Genomic DNA, 24,401 nt, shown 5'->3' on the forward strand with positions numbered 1-24,401 from the left:
CTTCAACGCCGCCATCATCAACACGGGAATCATCGTGCCGCTGGCGATGCCTTGCAGGAAGCGCATGGCCAGCAGCAGATGGAGGTCATGGATGAAGGGAATGCACACCGCCAGCAAGGTGCACGCGCCGATCATCCAAAGTTCGAATCGGCGTACCGACAGCGTGATGGCGAACCATGCCGAGAACGGCATGGCGATCACTTCGCCCGCGCTGTAGACGGTCGTGAGCCAGGAGGCATCGTCCAGGCCGAAGCCCAGCGCGCCGCGCACGTCCGCCAGGGCCAACGCGCCCACGCGGTTGTTCAGTCCGGCCATCATGGCCGCGATGAGGATGCCGACCAGCCCGGCAATCGCCCGTTTCGGAGGGGCTGCCGCAGCAGCGGGCGCGGGTGGCGCCGCTGTCGGCTGCAACGCTGCGGCACTCATTGGTCAACCTTCGATTGCGAGGTGGCCGACGACAAGGTGGTCGTCAGGGCCGCATCGCTTCCGGCCTGCGGCTCGGATGCGAGTGCGTCGGGGTTCCACCCACCGCCCAACGACTTGTAGAGATTGACCAGAGTGAGCGCGGCGCTGGTAGCACTGGTATTGAGGCTGGTCTGACTGGCAAGGACGCTGCGCTGCGCGGCCAGGACGTTCAGGTAGTCGGCAGCGCCTTCCTGATAGCCGCGCTCGGCAGCATGCAGCGCCTGCTTGTTCTGTTCATAGGAAACCAGCAATTCGGTATGGCGGTTTTGCTGGGCTGCCCAGGCGTCCAGGGCGTTGTCCACTTCATGCCAGGCTTGCAGCACCGTCTGCCGGTAGGCGATGGCTGCGGCTCTTTGCCGTGCCTCGTTCAGCGCCAGGCGCTGCTTCAGCCGCCCGCCCTGAAAGATGGGGAGGTAAACCGCCGGGCCGACAGAGAAGAACCGGGAATCCCAACTGTCGAGGTCGTTGAACTCGAAGGCTTCGACGCCGACTCTTCCCCGCAAGCCGATCCGTGGATAGAAGTCAGCTTTGGCGACGCCGATGGCCGCCGTCGCAGCATGGAGTTGGGCTTCGGCGCGCTGTATGTCCGGTCGCCTGTGCGCCAACTCGGAGGGCAGACCCACCGGTACATTGGAAGGAAGCGAAGGCAAGGGCATCGCTTCAAGCAACTGCGCATCAAGGGCGCGCGGCTCCTCTCCCAGCAGTAGCGCAAGCGCGTTCATCAGGGTATTGAGGCGCTGGGTCAGCTCGGGCACTAGCGCCTCGACCGTTGCCAGTTGCGCACGTGCCGAGGAGGTTTCAAAGCGTGTGGCGACGCCGTTGCGCTCTCGGCTTTCGGCAAGGCGAAGGGTGCGATCGGCGACTTCCAAGTTCTGCCGGGTGATGTCCAGTTGCGCTTGTGTTCCGCGCAACTGGAGATAGGTGCGGGCCACTTCGGCGGACAGGGCCACCCGTGCCGCCTCTCGCTCATACACCGTGACCTCGAAGGCTGCCGAAGCACCTTCGCGCGACCGCCGCGCACGGCCCCATAGATCGAGTTCCCAACTGGCGTCGAATCCCAACTGCCAGAAATCGCTCGCGCTCGTCGGAGCGCCCAACGCGGCGAACTTGCCGTGTTCGCTGAGGGCCTCGCGGCTATAGCCCGCCGAGGCGCCCACGCTGGGCAGCAGCAGCGACGAGGCAATTCCCAACTGCGCCCGGCTTTGCTCGATGCGCTCGGAGGCGATCTGCAAGTTGAGGTTGCCCGTCTGTGCACGGGCTTGCAGATCTGCCAACACGTCATCGTTGAACAACGTCCACCATGAAGAAGGGAAGTTCGCAGCGGATGTTTCATTCGGCGGTGCGTAGTCCGCCCTGGGCGACAGTTGAACGGACGCGAGCCTGTCGTCGGGCTTCACGAAGTCAGGACCAACCGCGCAGCCGACCAGTGAGATCGCGCAGAGCGCCGTGCCTGCTTGTCGCAGCAGTTGTGAAAGCAGCGGTTGTGACGTCATGAAGGTTCACCCAATATGCGAATAGTACCGAACCGCTCGGTTTGATCCAGCAACAAAAATTAAGCCAACGACCTACAGGAAATTCTAGTGCTTCTGCATAATGCAGGCACCCGTGAGGCGAATGACTAAGTTGATACGTACCGAGCGGTTTGGTACTATACCGAATCCAGGCCACCGTGTCAAAACTTCCAACCAAGCAGATGCGACGAACCAACCAAGTCATGACCTCCCCGCCGCCGAGCAGCGGCGATCTGAACGCCAAGGCTCTCACCGTCCTGCGAGCTGCGCGAAACGTCTTCCTGACCCACGGGTTCAGCGCGGCAACAACCGACATGATCCAGCGCGAGGCCGGCGTGTCCAAGTCCACGGTTTACGCGCACTACGCGAACAAGGAAGCACTCTTCACCGCGGTGATCGAAGCCGAATGTGCTGCGTTCACGAACACCGTGCAGGGCATCAAGTTCCGTCCGGGGAAGCTGCGAGAGACGTTGACCCTGTTGGCGCGGGCCTACTTGAACATCGTGCTCTCTCCAGGCGGGCTGGCTATCTTCCGCGTCGTGATCGCTGAAGGCCCGCGCTTCCCCAAGCTCGCACGGACGTTCTATCTGGCTGGCCCGCAGGTCATGACGGCGATGGTGGCCGAACAACTGGCCAATGCGGCGGCATCCGGTGAAGTCGATCTTGGCGAGATTGGCCGCGAGACGGCTGCCAGTCTGTTCAACAATCTGGTGCGGGGTGAGCCACAGCTTCAGTGCCTGACTCATCCGGATGCCGCGCCTTCCTCGGCGCAGATTGACCAGTGGGCGAACGCGGCCGTGGTGACATTCATGCGTGCCTATGGTCGCGGTGAAGACTCGCCCAATAAGCGCTCCCAATCATGATGCCGAATGGGGCAATCGGTACGAAGAAATCAGATGACGCCCTTAAGGACGGTCTGAACAATCAGCCAGCCGACCCAAATTCATCACTGCTTGTCGCCTGATTTCAGAAAATCAGAAAAAAACGTCCAAAATCCCGATTTTCCGTCGTGTTTTCGCTCAAAAGAGCCCGTTTCCGGGCCCCTTGGTGCCTTATGGGCGCACCTCTGCCATCAAATGTCGTCGCGCCATCCACAGATTGCTCAACGTGAACAGCGTCAGCAACTGCGCGGTGTTTTTCGCCAGCCCCCGATACCTCACCTTCGTGTAGCCGAACTGCCGTTTGATCACCCGAAACGGGTGCTCCACCTTGGCCCGCAGGCTGGCCTTGGTGTGTTCATAGGCGTCTTGCAAGGATTGCACCGTCTTGCTCAACTTCTTGCGCAGGCTCGGGCGCAACGCAATATGCCACTGCACATCGCGCCCCTGGTGTTCTTCGCGCTTGCCCACACCTTGATAGCCCGCATCACCCAAGACCAGTTCTTCCTCCCCGTGCAGCAGCCCATCGACCTGCGTCACATCCGCCACGTTGGCCGCCGTACCCACCACCGAATGCACCAGGCCCGTATGCAGATCGACCCCGATGTGCGCCTTCATGCCGAAGAAGTAGTTATTGCCTTTCTTGGTCTGGTGCATCTCGGGGTCCCGCGCGCCCTGGGCGTTCTTCGTCGAGCTGGGCGCATCGATGATCGTCGCGTCCACAATCGTTCCCCGGCGCACCATCAGCCCATAGTCTTGCAGCAGCAGGTTCACGCCTTCGAACATTTCTTCGGCAATGTTGTGCTTCTCAAGCAGGTGACGAAAGTTCAGGATCGTCGTCTCGTCCGGCGCACGACCACCGGGCAGCTTGGCGAACTGGCGCATCGAAAAACTGTCGTACAACGCCTCTTCCATCGCTGGGTCGCTCAGGTTGAACCATTGCTGCATGAAGTGAATCCGCAGCATCGTCTCAATGGGATACGGCTGGCGACCCACCTTGCCTTCTTGCGGGTAGTGCTTGGCAATCTCACCGGCCAGGTAATCCCACGGCACCGTGCGATCCATCTCGTTCAAGAACTTCTCACGGCGTGTCTTCTTGCGCTTACCGGCAAATTCCGCTTCAGAAAAACTCAGTTGGCTCATGATGAACAGACTCGAGAGGGCGTGACAGACGAAGTTTACCGTTGGGCGGGGGAATTGTTCAGAGCTTCCTTAAGGTGATGGAACTTTGCACGGCCATCACGCGGCTTTTCACAGCAAGGAATCAAGTGCTGAACGGCGTCGCTGCTCCGTTTGGTTTGACCGCTGTGCAGGTGATGGCACTACACCATATTTCTGCCGCTCCAGCATGTACGCCTAGCACTTTGGCTCGTAGCCTTGCAGTCGATTCGGCTTCGGTTACAAGGCTGCTAGACCGTCTTGAGCACAAGGACATGATCCAAAGAGCGGCGCAAGAGCGTGTGGATCGCACGCATGATCGAAGAGTTATCGAAATTGTTCTAACTGAACATGGAAGCAACGCGATACGTGAGCTGACGTCACATTGGCAGTGCGCGCTCTTGGAACTGACGGAGGCTTTCAAACAAAGCGAAATACACGGATTGGCACTAGCTGATTGACGGCCCACGCTGCCGCCCAATCTCCCACGACACCCCGCCGCCGCGCACCGTTGCGGCTAGCTGCTGTCCCAGCCGCTGCTCGATCACCGGCTTCCACGGCACCAGGCTGAATCCCATGCCGTCATCGAGCATGGCGTAGCGCCCGCTGGCGAGCATGACGCTGCGCCGGTAAATGCCGGCCATGCGCTGCCCGTCCGCTGCCGGCCGATGCTCCAGGCCGGTTTCGGCAGCAATGTCTTTGGCGGCCTGCGCCAGTTCCCGGTTGCGCAACGTGCCCAGCAGATTCCGGGCGAGGATCACGCGCTGCCCGCGCCGCTCGGCCAGCCCCTGTTCGGTCAGGAAGTCGGCGCGCTGCTGCATCGCCTGTTTGGCCTCGCTGCCAAAGCCCAGGTCGCCCAGGCCCGAGCCGCCGCCGATCAATTGCTGGTCGAGCCAGGTGGCCCCGATCACGCGGGCCTGCCGCTCGATGGGTAGGTGCGATTTCAGTTCCACGGCTACGCCGCCTAGGCGCTGCGCGTCGTAGCGGCGGCCCTGCTCGGCCAGGTCGTCCGGCACCTTCCATAGCCCTTCGGCCACGCGCTCCACGATGCCGGCCCGGCGCAGAGCCTCGAGGCGGCGGACGTGGGCCGCGACGACTTCCTGCGGGTCACGGCCGGGCTTGGCTCGGCCTTGCTCAATCGCTAGGTGATGATCGGTGCGGTACAGCCCATCGCTCGCCAGCGCGGCGATGTTCTTGTCGGCCGCGCGCACGTCGGCCGATCCCTTCACCTCCACCACGGCGCCGGTCGGATAGTTCGCCAGCTCGTCGCGGGCGTTCAGCGCGACGTAGTGGGCCTTGCCGTCCACGCCGTCGATGACCAGATAGCCCCGGTCGCGCAGCTCGTCGGCCAGCCCCTTCGCGGCCACGCGGCCGAGGATGGTTCGGCCGTTGTCGCTCGGCTCGAAAACCGCCAGCTCGCGCGGCTCGCCGCGCATGGCCCGCTGCATGGTGCGGATGATGTCGCCGCGCTCGCCCAAGGCGCGCAGGGTCTTTTCAGCGTCGGCATGGACGGCCCAGGTGCCGGGCTGCGTTTCATCGGCCAGGCCCAGGCGCTGCAAGCGTTGCAGGCGGCCGACCAGCAGCAGGCGCTGGCGTTGCAACCTCGGCTCGTTGAGCCGTTCGACATGCACCAGGCCATCGTCGCCCAGCTCGCGCTTGAGCGTGCGATCCAGGCTCGTCCACCGCTCCTGCTCCACCTCGCGCTGCAAGGTCTGCTGGATCTCCAGCTCGGTGCGTGGCCCCAGCCATTCGGTCGCCAGTTCGGCGGCGCGATGGCGGAAGCCGTGCGCGATGTAGTCGCCCGCGATGATGAGGTCTTTGCCGGTGTCGTCGCGCCCGCGCACGACGATGTGCGTGTGCGGGTTGTCGGTGTTCCAGTGGTTGACGGCCACCCAATCGAGGCCCGTGCCCAGGTCGGCCTCCATGCGGCCCATGAGGTGCCGCGTATAGGTGCGCAAGTCCTCCAGTTCAGCGCCATCCTCGGGCGAGAGGATGAAGCGGAAGTGGTGCCGGTCGTCGGCGCAGCGTTCCTTGAACGCATCGAGGTCGGCGGCATCGGCCTGCGGCCCGTAGGCTTGGCCCGGCTCGCCATCGCGGCCCACGCCATCGCGCTCGATGTAGCGCAGGTGCTTGGCGAGCGATTGCGGGCTGGCGTTGCGCTGGTTGACCAGCAGCGTCTTGATGGTCACGCGCCGCGACATGGGCGTCAGCTTCGCCCCGGCGAAGCGCGCCGCCGTGTGGCCGCGCCCCAGGCGCGAGCCGGGCCGCTGGCCAGCGCGTGCGCTGCCGCTGCTGCCTGCGGGACGGCGCACCGAGAACTTACCGCCGCTGGCCTTGCCCGCCTGCTTGAGCACCTTGGAGACGAAGCCCTGGCCCCGGTTCTTTGGGGCGCTGGGGCGGATGCGGAAATCATCGTCGCGGCGGTCGGTCATGGTTGCGCTCCCTGCAAGCTCTGGCGTGTCCGGTCGTGCGAAGCACGCGGACATGCCTGCATTGGCGCGGGCCTCGCGCCCCAAGCGGCACGGTGGCGAAGCCGCTGCGTGCCGCGCCACCCCCATGTGCAGACTGGCTTTCGACGAGGCCCGGTGCCGCGTCCTTTTGTCTTGCCTTCCGCCTTTGCCCCTCGCTGTCGCTCCGGGCATCGTCGGCCCGGCGGCGCTGCTGCACCAGCAGCCAGCCCGTCGGCGAACACGCCAATGGCCGCAGGCCAGGCACGTTCGAGGCAAGACGCCTGCACGTTGGACGGCTGCGCCGAAGGCAGCGCGAAGTGCAGTGCCCAATGCCTAGGATTAGCACCCGCACTGCACGCGCGACGACACTGCGACGAACCGTAGAACGACATGCCCGATGGCACGATGAGAGGCACGGCAACGTGCAGTGAATCGGTGGCCATCATGGGCGTGTCTCCAGCCAAACCGGATGCGCGACGCCGATCACGGCGGATGCGCTGACCGGGCCGAAATAGCGGCTGTCGAACGACGCCGGGTTGGTCGTGCTCAACAGGAACAGCTCGCCCGCTTCGAGACGGCGGCAAAGCTGCACGGATGGCAGCGGCCGGCCCAGCCGGTCGGCAGGCAGCGCAGCGGCCATCGGCACGCCGTCGATGCGTACCTGACCGGCGACGATGCAGATGTGCTGCGGCGCGACCGCGCCCACACGTTTGAGCAGCGGAACGTGCGCCGGCAGGTAGCCGCGCTGCGCAGCCAGTGCGGCAGCCTCGGCTGGCAGCGGCACCAGCACGATGCTGTCCACGGACAACGGACGTGGCAGCGAGGCGGTGCGCGGGTCGAACGGTTCGATGCGATACCATCCGACCGCCACGCTGTCGGATGGGTTGTACGTCAGGCGCGGAAGCGGCGACACGAAAGCAGCCCAGGCCAGCGCAGCGAGGCCGCAGGCGGTCAGACCCGCGAGCACGATACGAGCGCGCAGGTGCGAGCGAGGACGCGGCGGGGCGGACGAAGCGGAAACGGTCGTCATGGCAGCACCTTCCCGGCGAGCCAGGCGGCGTGCCGCTCGGCGGTGTATTCGGGCAGCCGCAAGCGCGCCGCGAGCCGGTTGCCCAGCGTGCGCCAGTATGCGGGCGAGACGGCAGACGGGGCGATGCCCAGCGCCTCGATGCCGTCGATACGTTCCAGCACGGCGCGCACGGCGTTCTCGCCCTCGGCGTGAAGCAGCAGGCGTGCGCCCGGCTGCACGCCAGGGATGCGCTGTACGGCATCGAGCGGCGTGCCAGCCTGCATCACCATGAGCTGCCAGCGGATCGTGCCGTAGTCGTTGGCCTGCCAGCGGATGCGGCACAGAACCGCGTTCGGCAAGAACACCGCGCAGCGCCGACAGCGGTCAAGCTGGAGCGTGCGCGCCGGTTCGCCGAAGCGCAGGTAGAGCTTGAAGCGCGGTTCGATGTAGGCCAGCGAAACGCGCGTTAACGGCACGTTGCCGGCCAAGCCGGCGAGTGCCGAAGGCGCGTGCAGCAGCGCAGCCGTGGGGGCGTTCGCCGCAGGCAAAGCGGATGCGTTCATGGCGTGTTCTCCGGGGGAAACTCCCGCTCCAGCAGGCCGCGCAGCAGTTCGGCTACGGTCACGCCCTGGCCGAAGGCGGCGATCTTGATGCGTGCGCGCAGCGCGGGCGTCACGTCGAGCGTCAGGCGGGCCGTGTAAAGGTCGCCTTTGTTGAGCGCATCGGCATCCCCCTGGCGAATCCACGCCTCGGCGTGCGGATTCGCGGGTGGACGCGCACCGATGCCGACGCGCTTGCTGGCACGCGAACCGTTGCGGGTGGTGCTGTCTCTGCTCATGCCGGCCACCGCAGCAGTTCATCGACCAGCGCAGCGATCTCGCGTGCGGCGGCGCTGTCAGGCGCGGTTTCGCGGGCGAGCCGGCCAGCGGCCACGCTGTCGGCAAAGACGATCCTTTGCCGAACCTCGGCGCGCAGCGCTGGCAGCGGCTGTTCCGCCAGCGATTGCCGCGCTTCGCGGCCGATGATGGTGGTGCTGACGCGCCGGTTGATGACGAAGGCCGCGCGCAGCGCAGGCCGGAAGACTTGTGCCTCGCGGATCAGCGCGACCATCTCGGCGCTGGCCCACAGGTCGTAGGGGCTGGGCTGCACGGGGATCAGCACGCGCTCGGCCGCCAGCAGCGCGGAACGCGCCAGGGCGGCGATGCGCGGCGGCCCGTCGATGATGACGTGATCGGCGCGGCGGGCCAGTTCCGGCGCTTCCTGGTGCAGCGTCTCGCGGGCGAGGCCCACGGCGCTGAACAGCCGTGGCAAGCCCTGCTGGCTTCTGCGCTGCGTCCAGTCCAGCGAGGAACCTTGTGGGTCGGCATCCAGCAGGATGACGTGCTGGCCGCGCAGCGCGAGTTCGCCGGCAATGTGGGTGGCGAGCGTGGTCTTGCCGACGCCGCCTTTCTGGTTGAGCAAGGCAACGATCATGACGCGGCCTCCCATGCTGGAAAGCCGGGCTTTGCCTGCCATGCGAAACGCTGTCCGCCGTGCCGTTTGGCGGTTGTCCACCGAAACGGCGCGCTTCTATAAAAAGTTAGAGATTTATAGTTAGGTAAGTTAGAGGGGCCGCAAACCCGCGCCGTTACTGGCTTTCCGGCGTTTTCGTACTCCTGATAGCACGATAGGCGTACTCCCGATAGCACGATACCCCGTACTCCCGATAGCACGAGCCCGTCCACAGGTTTTCCCGCAGTTATCCCCGTGCCGTGAACGGCACGGGCCGGAAGGTCAGCAGTTCCAGCCTTTCGTCCGGCATCGACTCGATGCCCAGGACATAGCCGGGCAGCGACTGCCGCGCGACCAGCACGCGCAGGTCGTAGGCGAAGTCCGAGAAACGCGCCGTGCTGCCGGACTTGCGGTGCAGGTGCCGGAAATCGAACTGCCAGCCGTATTCCTGCCGCCCGCCGTGCTTGCGCACCAGGCGGTAAAGCCACCGCTCGATGCCGCCCTTCAAGCGGAAATAGGCCGGATCGATGGTCAGCACCAGGGCGGCGTCGAGCACGCCGGCATAGAACCAGTCCGGCAGGATCAGCTCGATGCCCAGCGGCGTGCCACTGGCATCGGCCAGCTCGCGCCATTCGTTTACCCATGAAAAGCGATGCAGGCGCCTTCCCGTGGTTTCGCGGATGGAAGTCGCCACGCTGGTCGATTGCAGCCGGTCGAGCGCGGCTTTCAGGCGCAGGTAGTCGTTGAGGGATGTGCCGCGCCCGATGAAGCGCAGGATTTCGTAGGGCGTAGCGCGTATCCAGCGCGACGGGCGAATGCCCGCGTCGCGCGCCTCCACGATCTGCGAGGCGGCCCATATCAACACGTCGGCATCCCATATCGTGGCGATGCCGTGCTCGGCCGTGCCTTCCACGCGGATGGTGATGTTCCCGCTGCGGAAGTCGATCGGCGCTGTGCGCCGCGACTTCGCCAGCGAGAAGAACGGAAAGGCCATGAGGTCTTGACTGTCGCGCGGCGCCATTTCGCCGGGCAGTGCGCGGAACAGGTCGAGCTGTTCGCGCTGCCGCAAGGCTTGCCCTGGAGGGCTGGACATGGCGGAGGCCACTCACGCACCGACGATCAGCGGCCGTCACGGTAGTCACCCGCATGACGCTCGGCGTATTCCGGGTCGGACGTGGCCTCATAGCTGCGCGCATCGGCCCAGGCGTCGAGGTCGCTCACGGCGTACATGACGCGCCGGCCGAACTTGCGGAACTTCGGGCCGCCGCCGATCACGCGCTGCTTCTCCAGCGTGCGAGGACTAAGGCGCAGGTACTCGGCGGCCTCGTCGTTGGTCAGGTAGCGTTGGGGCTGCGCGGGCGCAGCGACAGCAGCGGCGGCAGGCCGCAAGGGTGCGGGTCGCATGGTGTGAACCTCCATCGGTCGGCAAAGCCCGGCCACACAGCGCGGCCGGATGGAGGCAGTCTCAAGAAAGCAAGGCTTCCTGCTCAGGGACGTTTTGCAGGGGATGCAGCGCGTCCCTGTGCAACGGACGGAAGCTGTGCCAGGCGGCGATAGCCGCCGTGCATCAGCGCATCGCCCCGGCGCACCAGCCGGCGAACGCGGGCGCGCAAGGCGCTGTCCGCGTGCCAGTCGTTCGCGACCGCATCGGCGCCGAACAGCCCTTCGGCCACGTCGCGCAAGGACGCGCCCGCCAGGGTGCCGTCGAGCGCCTGGAGCGTGTTCAACTCCAGCAATGTGGCGAGTGTCGGTCTTGGCCGTGCCATTCCCGCGGGTAAGGCGTCGCCAGCGATGGCCAGCTTGTCCAGCTCAGCCGCCAGTGCCTGATAGCGGACGCAAGGTGTGGCGCAGGCGCGGATGGCATAGGCGTAGGCCATGCCATCCTCCAGGCCGGGAGCGATCACCAGCCGCAGGCAGCACCCCGGCCAGTGTGCCAGCACCACCAGGCGCTTGCCATCGTGGATCAGATGCTTCTGGCCGGGAATGCGCCAGAACTCGAAGGCCAACGCATCGGGTGGCGGGTCGGCATCCGGGTAGAGCTGAACCACTGTGTCGGCATCGGGGAACCAGATCGGATGCGCGTCGCGCGCATCCAGGGCAGGATCTTCCAGCAGGCGAAGCCCCCAGGCGTGCGCCGTCTCCGGCCGACGGCGACGGCGCAGCCAGTCGCGGCGGTAGTCGGGGTGGCGGCGCAGGTATTCCCACGCCAGCGCGGGGCCGTCGAGGTGCAGCGTGTAGAGATACGCAGCGGTCGGATACCAGTATTCGGCGCTCGGGTCAGCCATGACGCAACCTCCTGTCGTTCAGCAGGAACGTCGCCACGGATTCCGGCGTGCAAGAGCTATTGAGTCGCCATCAAGTCGTCATCAAGATCGGGGTAAGCTGTAACTGCTGGTGTCAAGACTGATTCGCTCCAGGGCATTGCGGAAATCGTCTGAATGCGACGGCTGCGCCTCCGCAAAAATGGTGCGCAGCATGGAGCACCGTGCAGCAGCCCGCGCCAAAGATCATGACTGTTTGCAACAGAAGCGCACCGCTGCGGTGCAAGAGTGCGGATTCAGACTGCGCAGGTCTTGGGTAAGACTGAAATAGTCAGAATGCGCCGTCGTTGGCTGGGACTGCTCAGTCGGTGATCGAGCCGTTCTCCTCGGCCAGACGCAGGTACTCCGATAGCAGCCGCATCGGCTGAAAGTAGCGATCGCGCATCACCGGTTGCTTGTTCGGCCCGACGATGGACGCCAGATCGGACAGCTTCACATGGCCCAGGCCGGGCATGCCTATTCTCAGGTCGATCAGTCCCCAGGCCGTATCGCCATCGGCCGGGTCGAGCGCGGCCAGCAGCCAGGTGGCGTGCGCGTCGGGGGTGAACAGTCGCACCGCCGGCATCGGGTCGATGCTTCGGCCGTCGGCGCGTGCCGCGCCGACGGCAAGCAGTTGCGCCTGCTGTTCAGCGGTGACAAGCGGCTGGGTCATGGCCCGAATCCCCACGCATCGGAGGATGCACGGATACGATTTTCCACCGAAGCGCGGAACCGCCGAAGCGCCTTCGTGCTTTGGCGGGAAAGCACGAAGGCGCAAGCCATCGAATCCGTACATGCACGGATTCGCAGAAGCGGAATTACGCAGGCCAGGAAAGACACAGATGCGGTTCCCCGATTCTGTCGGAATCCGCCCATGCGGATTTCCGTAAAAGCACGAAAGCGGTTCGGCCAGGCAGAAATGAACACTTTAGATTGTAGCCCTATTGAGTGCAATGGGCTGTCATCTTGGTTTTTACGGGGAAACCAAGTTGGTGACAGCGAAACACTCATTGGCGACGGCAATACGGACGGTCAGGAAAGCGCGCGGCTTGAGCCAGGAAGCGTTCTCCGACGTGTCCAGCCGCACCTACATGAGTTCGCTGGAACGTGACTTGAAAAGCCCGACCATGCACAAGCTGACCGAGCTGTGCGAGGTCATGGACGTGCATCCGCTCACGCTGCTGACGCTGGCTTATGCCGGCGACAGCACGCGCAAGACCGATCAGCTTCTGGCGCAGGTGCGGCAGGAACTGGAGGCGGTGTTGAAGGAGCGCGACACGCCGTAGGCGCGTGCGTGACGTGCTGCGCCAGCAGCACGGCGCCCCGCCGCAATGGGCGGGGCGCGGTGGGCGGCCGTCAGGCCGCCTTGGGCTTGCTGCGCGACCAGATCAGGTCGTGCGTGCCGTCCTCGTTCTCGATCAGGCGGGCATAGACCGTCGCCGGGAACGAAGGGTCATCGAGCGAAACCGACAGGTACGGACGATCGGCCTGGCTGGTCTTCTTCCACGCCGCGCCGATCTCGTGGCCGGCCGCCTGAAGGTGGAAGTCGGGGGCGTTCTCGGTGTCGCCCTTGTCGTTGGGAACCAGCTTGACCTTGACGTTGAGCGTCAGGGTGCGAAGCGTGCCGGTGAAGCCGTCTTTCTCTGCGGTGAAGGTGCCGATGTTAGCCATGATGTTTCTCCTTTCGGGTTGAACAAGGTCGCGCCAGTGCGGCCTTGTTGTGATCCGGCCGGCGGGGGATGGGCTGGCCGCACCGCGCAGCGGTCGCAACACCGTGGAGAACCTGGAAGCGAAAAGAAATTGTCCCGCGAGGAAGCCGCGCAGCGGCGGGGAAATTGTTTTCGCTGAAAGGTTGCGGCCATGAAGCCCAAGGCGCAGCCGTTCCCTCGCCAGGATTCACGACAAGCCAAGGACGCACGGGCCGCCCGCTCCCGAATGGAGACGTGGCCGACTCGGCATCCAGCGTGACGGCTTCACCGGCTTGCGCCCTGACGCGGGCAAGGCCAACACCCCAACGACAAGCGAGAACGCCTCTTGCCGCAGATTGCGGTGATGGGCTTGAGGCGTGGCGTGGATGCTTCATAGCGAGGCCGGGGGGCGTGTCGGTGAACCGCCCTTCGTGACGTACAGGCGCGAACCGCCAGCGTCGAGGACGGCACGCTTTGGCACAACCTGCCGCAGCAAGCCGGGGCGTAGCCCCACAAGCCCCACCCACTACGGCGGGGCGCCATCGAAACCTTGCCCGCGCCAGCGGGCGCCGATGGCTGTACCGCGTGCAAGGCACTTGCACGTCCGCCACGTCGCCGCCTGGTCGAAGGCGGCGACATGGCGATTTTGCTTTGGACGCTGAAACCGGGCGCGGCCACCGCCGCGACCGGATTTTTGACCACCGGCCCCAAGGCGGAACGGCTTGGGGCCGGTGCGGCTCGTTATTCCTTGGTTTCGATAATCCACCACATGGCACGCGGCAAGGCGCGGCCTGTGATGGGATGCAAGTCGGTCAGGTCGGCGCTGGCTGTCCAGCCGGGGGGCGGACGGTAGCCGCGCACGTCGCCTTCGCCGTGCCAGCGGCGAGCGCGTACCGTGCCGGGCGCATAGATCGCCGCCATGCGCGGGCGGCTGGTGGTGGTGCGGGTCATGGGGGCTTCTCCTTCAAGCGAAGCGCCCCGGTCGAGGCCGGGGCGCTTGCCTTCGGCGCGGGTCAAGCAGCCAGTGCCTCGGCGGGTTCATCCGCCATTGCCTCGGCATCCTCCGGAGCGTCCTGCGCCTGCGTTTCCTCCGGCGCAGTTTCCGCGCCTTCGGCCTTGAAGATGGCGGGCATCCAGCCCGTACCATCGGCCAGCCGTTCCGCCTCGCTGGCAATGTCGGCCTTCTTCAACTTCGCCAGTCGGGCGGCGTGCGACGGCGCAAACTCGCCCACGGCTTCCAGAATCACCGCCTTGGAAACGTGCTTGAAGTAGCCTTCGGCGGTGGGCCGCCACCATGCGGCCATGTCCAGCCCCACGGCCTGCGCCAGTTCCGCGCCCGGTTGGTGCGCCGTGGCGCGAGGCGTCACCACGTCCACGGTCGCCGCCACGCATACCGCCAGCAGCCGCACCAGTTCGCCTTGCTCCATCGCCAGCAGCGCGGCGAACAGTTCGGCGCTGTCCTCCGGCAGCGCTTCGCCCGCAACCTGCTGCAACTCGCGCAGGGCCACGGCGGCAGGCGATTCCGGCCAGTCCGGGGCCATGCCTTCCAGCCGGTGTTGCACTTTCAGGCTCACGCCTAGCGGCAGGTCGTGGCCGTAGTGACTGTCCTGCAAGACGGTCTGCACCATGCCATGCACCAGTGCGGCCAGCGCGACTTGCGGATGCCGGGCGACTTCGATTTGCAGCGCGGCGGTGCGGTGTGCGCTCAACCGCTGCGCCAGCCGGTCGGACAGGCTCGCGGCCTTGGGCTGTTCGGCGTCCTCGCCTTCGTCGTCGTTCCCGGCTTCGCCTTCCGCGCTGCCGAACCCCTGCCGCAAGCGTTCCAGCGTGCGCAGCGCCTTGGCTTCGGCTTCACGCAGCAGCCCGCGATGAATCACTGCTTCTCCCTCACGGTCGAGCGTGACGATGGCGCCGGCCACGGCGCGCACGTCCGGGGCGTAGCCCTGCAAGGCTTCCTCCACGGCTTGCAGTTCCCCGGCGACCTGTTCGCGGCGCGGTTCCAGCGCCTCGGTCTTGTCCTCGTCCTCGGCGTCGTAGGCTTCTTCCAGTTCGGCGTCGATCTTGTCGAGGCGGCTTTGCAGCGAGGCAATGCGGCGGGCTTCGCGGGCGGTCGGTTCGCGGCGCTGGCGCGGCGCGTTCTGGAATGCCTGCCGCTCGGCGTAGCTCATGTGCGGCACGGCTTCCACCCACGCCCAACCCTCGGCGCGCACGTTCCCGGCCAGCGCATCCAGCTTGTCGCGCACCAGCGCTTCCAGCACTGCGGTATCGGTGAGGTAGGTTCCGGCATCGCCTTCCGCGAACAGGTCGCGGCGGATGCCGCCGCCTGCCTGCCGGTAGGCGTCCAGCCCGACGAAGCGCACCAGCGCGTGCGCGGCGTCGATTTCGCGCTCGGTCAGGCGCTCGCGCAGCTTGGACGGGCTGCGCTGCCATTCCGGCGCACCATAGAACGCGGCTTCCTGCGCGGCGTGGTCGTCGGTGATGGTCAAGGCCATCAACTGTTCCAGCGTGACGCCTCCGGCCCGGTAGTCGGCCATGAGGCGCGGCGAGACGTTCGCCAGCTTCAAGCGCCGCTGCACCACCAGCGGGGACACCCCGAAGTCGGCGGCAATGTCTTCGATGGGACGGCCTTCCTTGACCAGTGCGGCGAACGCCTCGAACTGGTCGGCCGGGTGCATCTGCTCGCGCAGCAGGTTTTCCGCGAGGCTGACGGTACGGGCCGAAGCGTCCGGCACCAGCAGGCAAGGCACCTCAAAGTCGGCGGCGATGCGCTTCTTCTTCGCCAGCAGCTTCAATGCGGTCAGTCGGCGGTCGCCGGCCACCACTTCGTATTGCTCGCCATCGGCGGTAAGGATGACGACGAGATTTTGCAGCAGGCCGATGCGGGCGATGCTCGCGGCCAGTTCGGGAATGGACAGGCGCGGGGTCTTTCGTGCGTTGCGCTTGGAGCGGCGCGGCAGCAACTGCGAGAGCGGAACCAAAATCAGGTTCTTGGTCGGGTCGGCCACTTCCAGCGGCGCGGCGGTTTCGATGGCGCGGGTTTCGGTTTGGGTGACGGCGTTCATGGTGATAACTCCTTGCGGTTAGAGATGCAGCAGCGAGAGAAGCGGCAAGGGCTGCTGCCTGCCCCTGCCGCGTGGGGGTTCAGGCTTTCAACTGGCGCATGCCATCGGCCAGCAGCCAAAGCGCACGGTTGAGGCGGATGTTTTGGTCGATGCCCTGCACCGGGCGGGTTTGCTGGCGGCGTCCGTTGGCGCTGCGCCCGCACAGGCCGCCTTGGGTCAAGTTCTCTTGCGTGCGGTTGAACACGCTCCACAAGTCCGGGCGGCGGTCGTCGTGGCGGCGCGGCATCAGGATTTGCGATTCCGTGATGGGCGCGGGCTTGTCGGGGTCGTCGTACTTGAGGGCCAGCGCGGCGCGGGCGAACACTTCGGATTCGCCATCGTTCAAGGTAATAGCGCGCATGGAATCGCGAGATTCCTTCACCCGGTCGAAGCCGCTCAACACTTCGTAAGCGCCTTCGATGACCAGTCCGGCCACGTCGCCTTTGTGGGGCACGCGCACATCGGCCACGGTGTCGCCGCAGACAAGGCCATTGCTGCACACGAACCGGAACATGCCGGCCAGCATCTGATAGCTGCTGGTGCCGTCATGCGAGTTCAACAGCACGATTTCATTGGCTTCCGCGCCGTTGATCTGGCTTGCATGGCGCAGGCGCAGCATGTGTTTGGTGTGTTCGCGCTTGCCTTCGTCGCGCACGCGGGTCTGGCACGCCATGAAGGGCTGGAACCCTTCTTTGCGAAGCTCCGCAAGCACGGCGGACGTGGGGATATAGGCGTACCGCTCAGAACGGCTTTCGTGCGGGGCGTCCGCGAAGATTGACGGCGCGACCTTGCGGATTTGATCGTCGGACAGCGGGTAATCACTGCGCAGCGAGGGGGAACGGGAAGCGAATCGGGATGCGAGTTGCATGGCATTTCTCCTGACGAAAAAGGTTGGCTGTTCAAACCGCACACCGGATTCCTAGATTCGGAGCCCAGCCTTTCGGCTGTTCGGTGCGGTCGGCACGAGGAACCCGGTTGGCCCTGTTGCCACCGTCTTTCCTGAGTTCATCGCCCGCGGCTAAAGGAGCGCGCGGACGGGGGCCGTCAAGGAGACAAGCGCAGGGTTGGTGCGGCCCGCAGCGCAGCGAGGACACGGCCCTGCGCGCCTTGACGGCACACGGGAGCGGGCTACGGTCGCGGGTAAGGTGATGAAGTCAGGGGTGACGGCTGGACATGGCAACGGCCACCCTCGTGTGCCGAACCGCACGCAAGCGAAGCGCGCAGGCCCGAAGCTGGAAGCCGGGCCGTAGGCGTCAGGGATGTGGAAGGCTGGCGATTGCCAGTCCCGTCAGGGATGAGCGAACAGCGAACCTGGAGCAGCGCGATCCGCGAAGCGGAGACGCACCGAAAATTTCAAGGCGGTACAAAACACAACGTCCTTGCCAAGTCTGTCAATATTTGCCAATTTCAACTACACTGCGTAGAACTATGTACTATTTTTCAGGGCAGCAACGTCATGCCGACCGATAGCGACGAAATTCTTACCATTGAAGAAATGGCTGCCTATTTAAAGGCGGGCAAACGCACGGTCTACCGCTTAGCAGCTGACGGAAAAATTCCCGCGTTCAAAGTTGGTGGGACGTGGCGATTCCTGCGAGCGGACATTGAAATCTGGATCAAGCAACAGTCAACCGGTCAGTCCAAGGACGATATTCAAGAAAAATCGCGTAAAGAGGAAGAAAACTAATGCTTGGATTGACTCTTCGGGATGAATTTCGGGGCAAGCGCCTCAAGGGAACAGCCATTGAGCTTTCCAACGACTCGAACACTGGTGCCACCCAGATCGCTGCACAGGCGTTCCTGGAGATCACCTATCCCACCCACGATCTACTGAAGGGCATCGAAGCCGTTGGCCCCAACCAAGGGCGGCCAGTGGTCGTGATCGGCGAGCGCGGCCTGGGTAAGTCGCACTTGATGGCAGCGCTCTACCACGCAGTCAACGATGCCGCATCGACGGGCACATGGCTCAGCTCCTGGTCAAGCACACTGGGGGATCCCGGCATCGGCAAGATCGCGCTGCGCGATGGCATGTTGGTCATTGGCGAGAGCCTGCACCGTCAACGCTACAAGTTCCTGTGGGACCTGCTGTTCGAGCGCCATCCGCGCGGCGAATTCATCAAGGGCAAGTGGGAAGGTATGGGAGCGGCCAAGACCGACATCCCCTCGGACAAGCTCATCATCGAACTGCTTGAGCATCGGCCCACGATGCTGCTCCTGGACGAATTCCAGACTTGGTACGATGGCCTGACCAACACCAAGCAGTACCCTTGGAAGCACTGGGCGTTCAATTTCATCCAGATCCTGTCGGAGATCGCCAAAGAGCGCCCCGACCTACTGGTGCTGGTGATCTCTGTGCGCAACGGCGGCAGCGACGCCTACCAGCAGGTGCACCGTGTCAACCCGGTGGCCATCGACTTCAAGGCGGGAGGCAATGCCGAGCGTATCCAACAGGATCGACGGCGGATGCTGTTGCATCGTTTGTTCGACAACCGCCTGCAGATTGCAGACGGCACCATCGAATCCCTGGTTGCGCAACACGTCTCCGAATATTTCCGACTGCTGGACGTGCCGCCCGCCGAGCAGGATCGCAAGCGCCGCGAATTCACTGAGTCCTGGCCCTACGCACCGCACTTGCTGCGTCTGCTTGAGGAACAGGTGCTGATTGCCACGGATGCGCAGGAAACGCGCGACATGATTCGCATTCTGGCCAACCTCTACAAGAGCCGGGGCGAAGCGGTACCGGTGCTCACCGCTGCTGATTTTCGGTTGGATGATGATGCCTCGGGCATTGGCGCGCTGCTGGATTCAGTGTCCAACGAGCACCACCGCACCCTACGCGAAAAAGCACAGCACAACATCATTTCGGTCACCGAGGCGGTGTACGACCATGCCAACCTTGCGCCGCACCTACAAGAAATCATAGGTGCGTTGTGGCTGCGCTCCATCGCCGTTGGCAATCTTGCCGGGGCCGAGCCTGCCACGTTGCAAGTGGACATCACCCGCAGCAAGCCGGTGGATGGCAATGCCTTTCAGGTCGAACTGGCGACTATTGTCGAAAACAGCTTCAACATCCACCAGGATGGCCCGCGGTTGGTCTTCCGCGAGGAAGAAAACCCTCGTGCCAAGCTGATGGCCTGCGCACGCAATGACAAGCTGTTCACCGATGGTTCCGATCAGGCGCAGCTTGCCAAGCAAGTGCGCTATGTCATTGGAGGCAGCGACGAGGTCGCTAAAACCTTCCGCGTGATTGCGCTGCCGAAATCGTGGCAAAACGATCCGTGGACCTCGCTCGATGAAGCTGAGCAGCCGGAGCGCTGGGATGACCGGTTACCCATTCTGGTTCTGCCCGAAGAACCGGAAAAAATTGACCAGACATTGGGCCGTTGGCTCAAGGATCACCTGCAAAAGCGCCGCAACACCATTCGCTTCCTGTTGCCCCGATCTGGCTCTACCAATGCCTTCCAGGATCGGGACCTACTCATCCTTACTCGCGCCGAAATGAAGGCGCAGGAATGGAGCGGGCAGAACCCCGAGTACAAAAGGCTGCACAAGGAATTTGAAAGCACGCTGCGCGAGAACCTGAAAAAACGCTTCGATCGCTTTGCCATCTTGCACCGCTACGACCACCAGAACCCGCAACAATCGCTGTTCAGTACGGAACACCTGAGAAAGCAAGGTGCACAAATCCCCGAGGGCATCGAGGAAACGCTGACCAACGACCTCTTTGTTCCCGAAGACTTCGAAGACCTCGTGCTTGAAGCCGCCTCGGTGAACGCACCCCTCGGCAAGCTGCTGCGTGAACTGCAAGAGCCTCGCCCTGCGGGTCAGGATTGCATCCCCTGGCTGGGTGAAACCGCGATGAAGGAGCGCATCCTGCGCTTGTGCGCGCGCGGCAAGATCGCCATCAACCTGCGTAATCTGGAGCATCTGCAAACGCAGGCAGGCGAAGATGAGGACACAGCTTGGCGGCGCTTGCGGCCCAAGCTCTCCTACACCGGGCGTCAGCTCGATGAAGTCTTCTTGATGGAACCCTCAGCCGTGTCCGCCACCGGCGGCACTACGCCGCCCGCGCCGCAGCCACCGGCTGGCGGCAATGGTGGATTGGGCGGCGATATCTTTGGCGGCGGCACAATCCCGGCCCCCGGTGTACAAGAGCCGCAGCCTGGTACTCCATCCACACCAGCCTCTACGCCGGGCGGAATTTTCGGTGGCACAAACAGCACGACCAAACCGCGTATACCTCTCTCTAACCCTCCAACCTCGCCGCTCAACCTGATCGGTAAGCTCGAAGGCTGGGGCATTGGCCCAGCCACACCGGTGGCCGAAATCTCCATCAAGGTATCTGCCGCCACCGGCGCCCAGCTCAAGGAACTGCTCAAGAAGCTGCCCGATGGCATGACTTTCGAGCTGAGCCTTGAGAAGGAGGACAACTGATGGCGTTGGATGCTCGAATCTTGCAGCGCCTGACCCAGGACAGCCCGAAAAAGGCATGGCGCATCATCACCGAACGGGCGCTAGAGATTGCCTCCAAACCGCTGGCCGAAGGCAATGCTCCCGGCGAAGTGGTCAAGCGAGACCGCGAGATTGGCGAGCTCGATTTGTTCCTGGCCTCTAGCGGCTGGGATCTGTGGCAGACCTTTTGTCAACCCGAAATCAGTGGTGTGGAACGTACCTCAGACCGGCTTGCGCGCTGGTGGAACGAACCCGGTTATGGCCATAGCGCCGCGCGCGCCGTACTGATTCTTGATGCCCTCTCGCTGCGCGAACTGCCTTGGCTACTGCAAGGAGCCAAAGAACGTGGATTCACCCTGCACACGGTGGCCGCTACTGCATCCGAGCTGCCCAGTGAGACCAACCCGTTTGCCCGCGCATTGGGGCTGGCCAGCCGCAGCCAGCTGCAAGCCAACGGCGGCGGCTTGGCGCATAAGCTGCAACCCGCACAGACCGAAACCATCGATTTGCCGTGGAAGGACTGCGCAGGCTTGGTGGGCAACGCCTCGGGCGCGAAGAACTGGGTGTTCTGGCACCACTGGCCAGATGCCAAGCTGCACGATTACGGCGCAGGCCAGGGGCTGGAACTCCTAACCAAAGATGCCGCGCAGCAACTTACCTGTGACGACTTTTGGGGCTTTGTTGAGCGCCTCGCCACTGGGCGGCGCTTGGTCATCACATCGGATCACGGCTACGCCGCCACTGGCTATTTCCCTGATGCCGATGGCGAGGTTGCCGCTCACCTCAAGCAAACTTTTTCAAGCGGGCGCAGCAAGACGGGGAATGGTGACGCAGGCCCTTTCGTGCCTCCGGTTGCATTGCAAATCGACAGCCCGCACGGCGCACACCTGTTGGCGCTGGGCCGCAGAAAGTGGCGCAGCCAAGGCGGCTACCCGACATTGACGCACGGTGGTCTCTCTCTGCTGGAGGTGCTGTCGCCGTTTGTCGAATTGACCAAGTAGGCGGCGCGATATGTCAGCGGCAGATTTACCCGACGATCTCTTCACAGAAATACAGGGCGCTTTTCGCAAAGCGCCTGTGCTCCTTGTCGGGTCTGGATTCTCTTGCGGCTATGGCCTTCCTGGCATGGGGGCTCTGGCAGAGCATCTGGCGAATACCGTTGATGGCGTACTGACCACGGATGAAGCAAAAAAAGCTTGGGCACAGGCAATTGAGGCGATCAAGGAGAACCTGGAGACGGGGCTTAACAATATTCCGTTGGGCGCTACGGGCTGGGGTGAAATCGTATCAGCCATACGCAGTGAAACTGCTCGGCTGATTCTTGATAGAACGGCCACTGCCGAATCAAAGTTACTTCAAGAAAAAGCGGATGGTGGACACGCGCCATCACGCCTTCTGAATCGTCTGTTCGATGGCTCGCCGCAGAACGCAGAAGGCATTCACGTCATCACGACCAACTACGACACGTTGTTGGAGTTGTTTTGCGATCTGGCAGGACTTCCCATTGATACAGGTTTCACCGGATTTCGCCGACGCAAGCCTCGTCCTCGACCAATTTTCGAGAATCAGTACACGCGAATCTGGGTTGCTGAAAAGCGTCAGCAGCAGTTCGACCACAGGCTTTGCAAAACCGTTCGCATCTACAAACCTCATGGTTCCATTAGTTGGTTGACCACCGATGAAGGTCCGATGGAGGTTCTTAACGATGCCGCAACAGCAGGTCGGGCCATCGTAGTACCCGGCCCGTCAAAGTACCAAGACGCACTGGTCAATACCTTGTTCGACGAAATGCGTACTGCGATGAATGCGGCACTCGCCGATGCTCAAGCGTTGTTGTGCATTGGGTTTGGCTTCAATGACGACCATCTGCAAGGCGTCATCAAACGCCGTCTGGTGGCAGGCATGCCCGCAATCATTGTCACGCGCGACTCCACCCCGAACATTGAACAACTGCTTGGCGAACACCCTCACGTGATCGCCGTGTTCAAGAACGGTGACGGGGCGGTTTGCCGCTGGAACGGGAATGCATTGCAGTCTTCAGAGCCAATCTGGCAACTTGATGATTTTCTGAAAAAATTTGTGGAGTGAGGCGAGGATGAGCATTTTCAATTTCACCGATGAGCAGTCACTGGGCGAAGTCCGCAGTGTGGAAACCTCGCGGATCACCGTGCGGGTGACGGACGGTCAACGTCTGCAAAAAGCGCGCGTCGGTCGATTGGTTGCCATCCAGTCGATGGGGGATGAATGGCTGATCGGCATCATCGAAAGAGTGTGGCGGCATCCGGTGGAACTGCCGACGCTACCAGAAGCTGATCCACCAGCAGATCTTGCCGGTGTTCCCCAAGAGGAGAACGGCGTGTCGATCAGCTTGGTCGGCACCTATCGCGCTCGGGATGGGCAGCGCAAGGACACCTTCACGCGCGCCGTTTTCATCCTGCCGGAGATCAACCGGCCTGTGTTCCCCATCGAAGAAAAGTCTCTCGAAGACTTCATGGGCATCTTGAGTGCGTCGTCCAAGGCGGATGTCGCTGCCCCGCTCAAGGTCGGCACCTATACCCTGGATGGCAAGGCCAGCGCCTACATCGATGGCGACAAGCTTTTTCAGCGCCATGCCGCGTTGCTGGGCAGCACCGGCTCGGGGAAATCCTTCACTGTCGCATCCATCCTAGAGCAGTCCGCGCAACTGCCTCACGCCAATATCGTTGTGCTCGATTTGCATGGCGAGTATTCAAGCATGAAGTTCGCGTCGCATTACCGCATCGCTGGTATTGGCGACATTAAAGCCAAGAAAGACGGCGCGATCTTCCTGCCGTTCTGGCTGCTGACCTATGACGAAATGCAATCGGTATTTGTGGATCGCTCGGGGGACAACGCACCCAATCAGGCACTTGCACTCATGGATTCCGTCATGGTGATGAAGCGCGCAGCTATCGCCGCCCTTGGCAAGCCAGACCTATTGGAAGGCTTCACCGTCGACACACCAGTACCCTACCGGCTTGCTGATCTTGTCCAATCGCTGGACGACAAAAACGACGAAGCTATTGATACCGGGGAAACCTACGCAAGCGGCCCGCGCAAAGGTCAAGCCAAAACCGAAAAAGGCCCATTGAATGGCAAGCTCTCGCGCTTCCTCATTCGCTTGAAAACCAAGATGAACGATCGCCGCTATGCGTTCATGTACCAAGCGCCGAAGGAGTACGAGACTTACGAGGCTCTGCACGATCTCGCAAAAAAACTGCTCGGCACAGGCAACGTCAACGATGGCGTCAATCCTGGCATCAAGATCATCGATTTCTCGGAGGTGCCGTCGGACATCCTGCCGGTAGTGGTGGGCTTGGTCGGGCGGCTGATCTACCAAATTCAGTTTTGGAGCAGCCCGGGCGAAGACGGTGATGCGCGCCACCCGATTGTCATCGTCTGCGATGAGGCGCATCTCTACCTGCCAAGCAGTGCCGCCTCCACCGGGCCACTGGAAAAGCGCGCCCTGGAAAATTACGAGCGCATCGCCAAGGAAGGCCGTAAGTATGGCGTTGGTCTGATGGTGGTCAGTCAGCGGCCCTCGGATGTCAGCACGACCATTCTCAGCCAGTGCAGCAACATCATCAGCCTGCGCCTGGCCAATAAGACTGACCAGGCAGTGGTCAGGCAGCTCCTTCCTGAAAGCCTGGAAGGGTTGATGGAGGTGCTGCCGACGCTGGATGTGGGCGAGGCTGTGGTGGTGGGCGACGCCACCTTGCTGCCGACCCGCATCAAGATGTCCAAGCCCAAACACGAACCACGCAGCGCAACGATCCCCTTTTGGACGCGCTGGGCCACGCCCAAAGCAGAAGTTGATTTGGTTGCCGCGGTAGAAAACATGCGCAGGCAGTCCCGCGCACAAGAAGATTAAGGAAGCTTG

24 protein-coding genes are annotated in these 24,401 nt (G+C 63.4%); 8 read left to right on the forward strand and 16 right to left on the reverse strand.

Going from position 1 to position 24,401, the window contains the following annotated elements; translation table 11 throughout:
• The coding region (locus tag ACIGII_RS18210) for an MFS transporter (protein ID WP_399657610.1) at positions 1–426 on the reverse strand (426 nt) is incomplete at its 3' end.
• A complete protein-coding gene (locus ACIGII_RS18215; protein ID WP_399640929.1) occupies positions 423–1,958 on the reverse strand; it encodes an efflux transporter outer membrane subunit in 1,536 nt (511 codons plus the stop codon). The genes ACIGII_RS18215 and ACIGII_RS18210, both read right to left, overlap by 4 nt.
• Before the next feature lie 221 nt (positions 1,959–2,179).
• Here ACIGII_RS18215 and ACIGII_RS18220 point away from each other — a divergent pair, with 221 nt between their 5' ends.
• The gene (locus tag ACIGII_RS18220; protein ID WP_399640932.1) at positions 2,180–2,839 is read left to right on the forward strand and encodes a TetR/AcrR family transcriptional regulator; all 660 of its coding nucleotides are present in this window, start codon (positions 2,180–2,182) and stop codon (positions 2,837–2,839) included.
• 189 nt (positions 2,840–3,028) lie between these two features.
• Here the strand turns inward: ACIGII_RS18220 and ACIGII_RS18225 are convergent, their stop codons facing one another.
• On the reverse strand, positions 3,029–3,997 hold the full coding sequence (locus tag ACIGII_RS18225) for an IS5 family transposase (protein ID WP_053244871.1): 969 nt from the start codon (positions 3,995–3,997) through the stop codon (positions 3,029–3,031).
• 77 nt (positions 3,998–4,074) lie between these two features.
• Between ACIGII_RS18225 and ACIGII_RS18230 the strand changes: the two genes are divergently transcribed.
• A complete protein-coding gene (locus ACIGII_RS18230; protein WP_399640936.1) occupies positions 4,075–4,473 on the forward strand; it encodes a MarR family winged helix-turn-helix transcriptional regulator in 399 nt (132 codons plus the stop codon).
• On the opposite strand, the gene ACIGII_RS18235 is transcribed toward ACIGII_RS18230, so the two are convergent.
• From ACIGII_RS18235 to ACIGII_RS18275, 9 genes are all read right to left on the reverse strand, one after another.
• Positions 4,462–6,444 carry a relaxase/mobilization nuclease domain-containing protein gene (locus ACIGII_RS18235; RefSeq protein WP_399640939.1) on the reverse strand — a complete coding sequence of 661 codons (1,983 nt, stop codon included), beginning with the start codon at positions 6,442–6,444 and terminating at the stop codon, positions 4,462–4,464. The genes ACIGII_RS18230 and ACIGII_RS18235 overlap by 12 nt on opposite strands.
• Positions 6,445–6,904: 460 nt before the next feature.
• On the reverse strand, positions 6,905–7,492 hold the full coding sequence (locus ACIGII_RS18240) for a S26 family signal peptidase (protein ID WP_260563126.1): 588 nt from the start codon (positions 7,490–7,492) through the stop codon (positions 6,905–6,907).
• A complete protein-coding gene (locus ACIGII_RS18245) occupies positions 7,489–8,034 on the reverse strand; it encodes a DUF2840 domain-containing protein (RefSeq protein ID WP_260563125.1) in 546 nt (181 codons plus the stop codon). The genes ACIGII_RS18240 and ACIGII_RS18245 overlap by 4 nt, the downstream gene beginning before the upstream one ends.
• Positions 8,031–8,309, reverse strand: a complete 279-nt coding sequence (locus tag ACIGII_RS18250; RefSeq protein WP_104550138.1) for a chromosome partitioning protein ParB — start codon at positions 8,307–8,309, stop codon at positions 8,031–8,033. Before ACIGII_RS18250 ends, ACIGII_RS18245 begins: the two co-directional genes overlap by 4 nt.
• Positions 8,306–8,944: a ParA family partition ATPase gene (parA, locus tag ACIGII_RS18255; protein WP_104550137.1), complete on the reverse strand. Its 639-nt coding sequence runs from the start codon at positions 8,942–8,944 to the stop codon at positions 8,306–8,308. The genes ACIGII_RS18250 and parA overlap by 4 nt, the downstream gene beginning before the upstream one ends.
• A 265-nt stretch (positions 8,945–9,209) precedes the next feature.
• On the reverse strand, positions 9,210–10,055 hold the full coding sequence (locus ACIGII_RS18260; RefSeq protein WP_260563123.1) for a replication initiator protein A: 846 nt from the start codon (positions 10,053–10,055) through the stop codon (positions 9,210–9,212).
• A gap of 26 nt (positions 10,056–10,081) precedes the next feature.
• Entirely contained in the window at positions 10,082–10,366 is a 285-nt protein-coding gene (locus ACIGII_RS18265; protein ID WP_104550134.1) for an AlpA family transcriptional regulator, read from the reverse strand.
• Between the two features lie 83 nt (positions 10,367–10,449).
• Positions 10,450–11,247, reverse strand: a complete 798-nt coding sequence (locus tag ACIGII_RS18270) for a DUF2285 domain-containing protein (RefSeq protein WP_260563122.1) — start codon at positions 11,245–11,247, stop codon at positions 10,450–10,452.
• 337 nt (positions 11,248–11,584) lie between these two features.
• The gene (locus ACIGII_RS18275; RefSeq protein WP_260563121.1) at positions 11,585–11,935 is read right to left on the reverse strand and encodes a DUF2958 domain-containing protein; all 351 of its coding nucleotides are present in this window, start codon (positions 11,933–11,935) and stop codon (positions 11,585–11,587) included.
• A gap of 319 nt (positions 11,936–12,254) precedes the next feature.
• Between ACIGII_RS18275 and ACIGII_RS18280 the strand changes: the two genes are divergently transcribed.
• Entirely contained in the window at positions 12,255–12,548 is a 294-nt protein-coding gene (locus ACIGII_RS18280; protein ID WP_249913986.1) for a helix-turn-helix domain-containing protein, read from the forward strand.
• A 70-nt stretch (positions 12,549–12,618) separates the two neighbouring features.
• Here ACIGII_RS18280 and ACIGII_RS18285 read toward each other — a convergent pair whose 3' ends face one another.
• From ACIGII_RS18285 to ACIGII_RS18300, 4 genes are all read right to left on the reverse strand, one after another.
• Positions 12,619–12,933 (reverse strand): DUF736 domain-containing protein, encoded by a 315-nt coding sequence (locus ACIGII_RS18285; RefSeq protein ID WP_014859397.1) that lies wholly within the window; start codon positions 12,931–12,933, stop codon positions 12,619–12,621.
• 758 nt (positions 12,934–13,691) lie between these two features.
• Positions 13,692–13,901 carry a hypothetical protein gene (locus ACIGII_RS18290; protein ID WP_260563120.1) on the reverse strand — a complete coding sequence of 70 codons (210 nt, stop codon included), beginning with the start codon at positions 13,899–13,901 and terminating at the stop codon, positions 13,692–13,694.
• A 62-nt stretch (positions 13,902–13,963) separates the two neighbouring features.
• Positions 13,964–16,012: a ParB N-terminal domain-containing protein gene (locus ACIGII_RS18295; RefSeq protein ID WP_399657613.1), complete on the reverse strand. Its 2,049-nt coding sequence runs from the start codon at positions 16,010–16,012 to the stop codon at positions 13,964–13,966.
• 79 nt (positions 16,013–16,091) lie between these two features.
• A complete protein-coding gene (locus tag ACIGII_RS18300) occupies positions 16,092–16,919 on the reverse strand; it encodes a DUF945 domain-containing protein (protein ID WP_260563118.1) in 828 nt (275 codons plus the stop codon).
• A gap of 588 nt (positions 16,920–17,507) precedes the next feature.
• Between ACIGII_RS18300 and ACIGII_RS18305 the strand changes: the two genes are divergently transcribed.
• The 5 genes from ACIGII_RS18305 to ACIGII_RS18325 are packed head-to-tail and all read left to right on the forward strand — an operon-like array spanning position 17,508 to position 24,392.
• The gene (locus ACIGII_RS18305) at positions 17,508–17,738 is read left to right on the forward strand and encodes a helix-turn-helix domain-containing protein (protein ID WP_104098252.1); all 231 of its coding nucleotides are present in this window, start codon (positions 17,508–17,510) and stop codon (positions 17,736–17,738) included.
• Entirely contained in the window at positions 17,738–20,485 is a 2,748-nt protein-coding gene (locus ACIGII_RS18310; protein ID WP_260563117.1) for an ATP-binding protein, read from the forward strand. Before ACIGII_RS18305 ends, ACIGII_RS18310 begins: the two co-directional genes overlap by 1 nt.
• Entirely contained in the window at positions 20,485–21,504 is a 1,020-nt protein-coding gene (locus ACIGII_RS18315) for a hypothetical protein (RefSeq protein ID WP_260563116.1), read from the forward strand. The genes ACIGII_RS18310 and ACIGII_RS18315 overlap by 1 nt, the downstream gene beginning before the upstream one ends.
• Before the next feature lie 10 nt (positions 21,505–21,514).
• The gene (locus ACIGII_RS18320) at positions 21,515–22,591 is read left to right on the forward strand and encodes an SIR2 family protein (protein WP_260563115.1); all 1,077 of its coding nucleotides are present in this window, start codon (positions 21,515–21,517) and stop codon (positions 22,589–22,591) included.
• Between the two features lie 7 nt (positions 22,592–22,598).
• Positions 22,599–24,392, forward strand: a complete 1,794-nt coding sequence (locus ACIGII_RS18325; RefSeq protein ID WP_260563114.1) for an ATP-binding protein — start codon at positions 22,599–22,601, stop codon at positions 24,390–24,392.
• Positions 24,393–24,401: the final 9 nt, after the last annotated feature.

It is taken from the genome of Stenotrophomonas sp. NPDC077420 (assembly GCF_044543385.1).
Taxonomy (GTDB): Bacteria; Pseudomonadota; Gammaproteobacteria; order Xanthomonadales; family Xanthomonadaceae; genus Stenotrophomonas.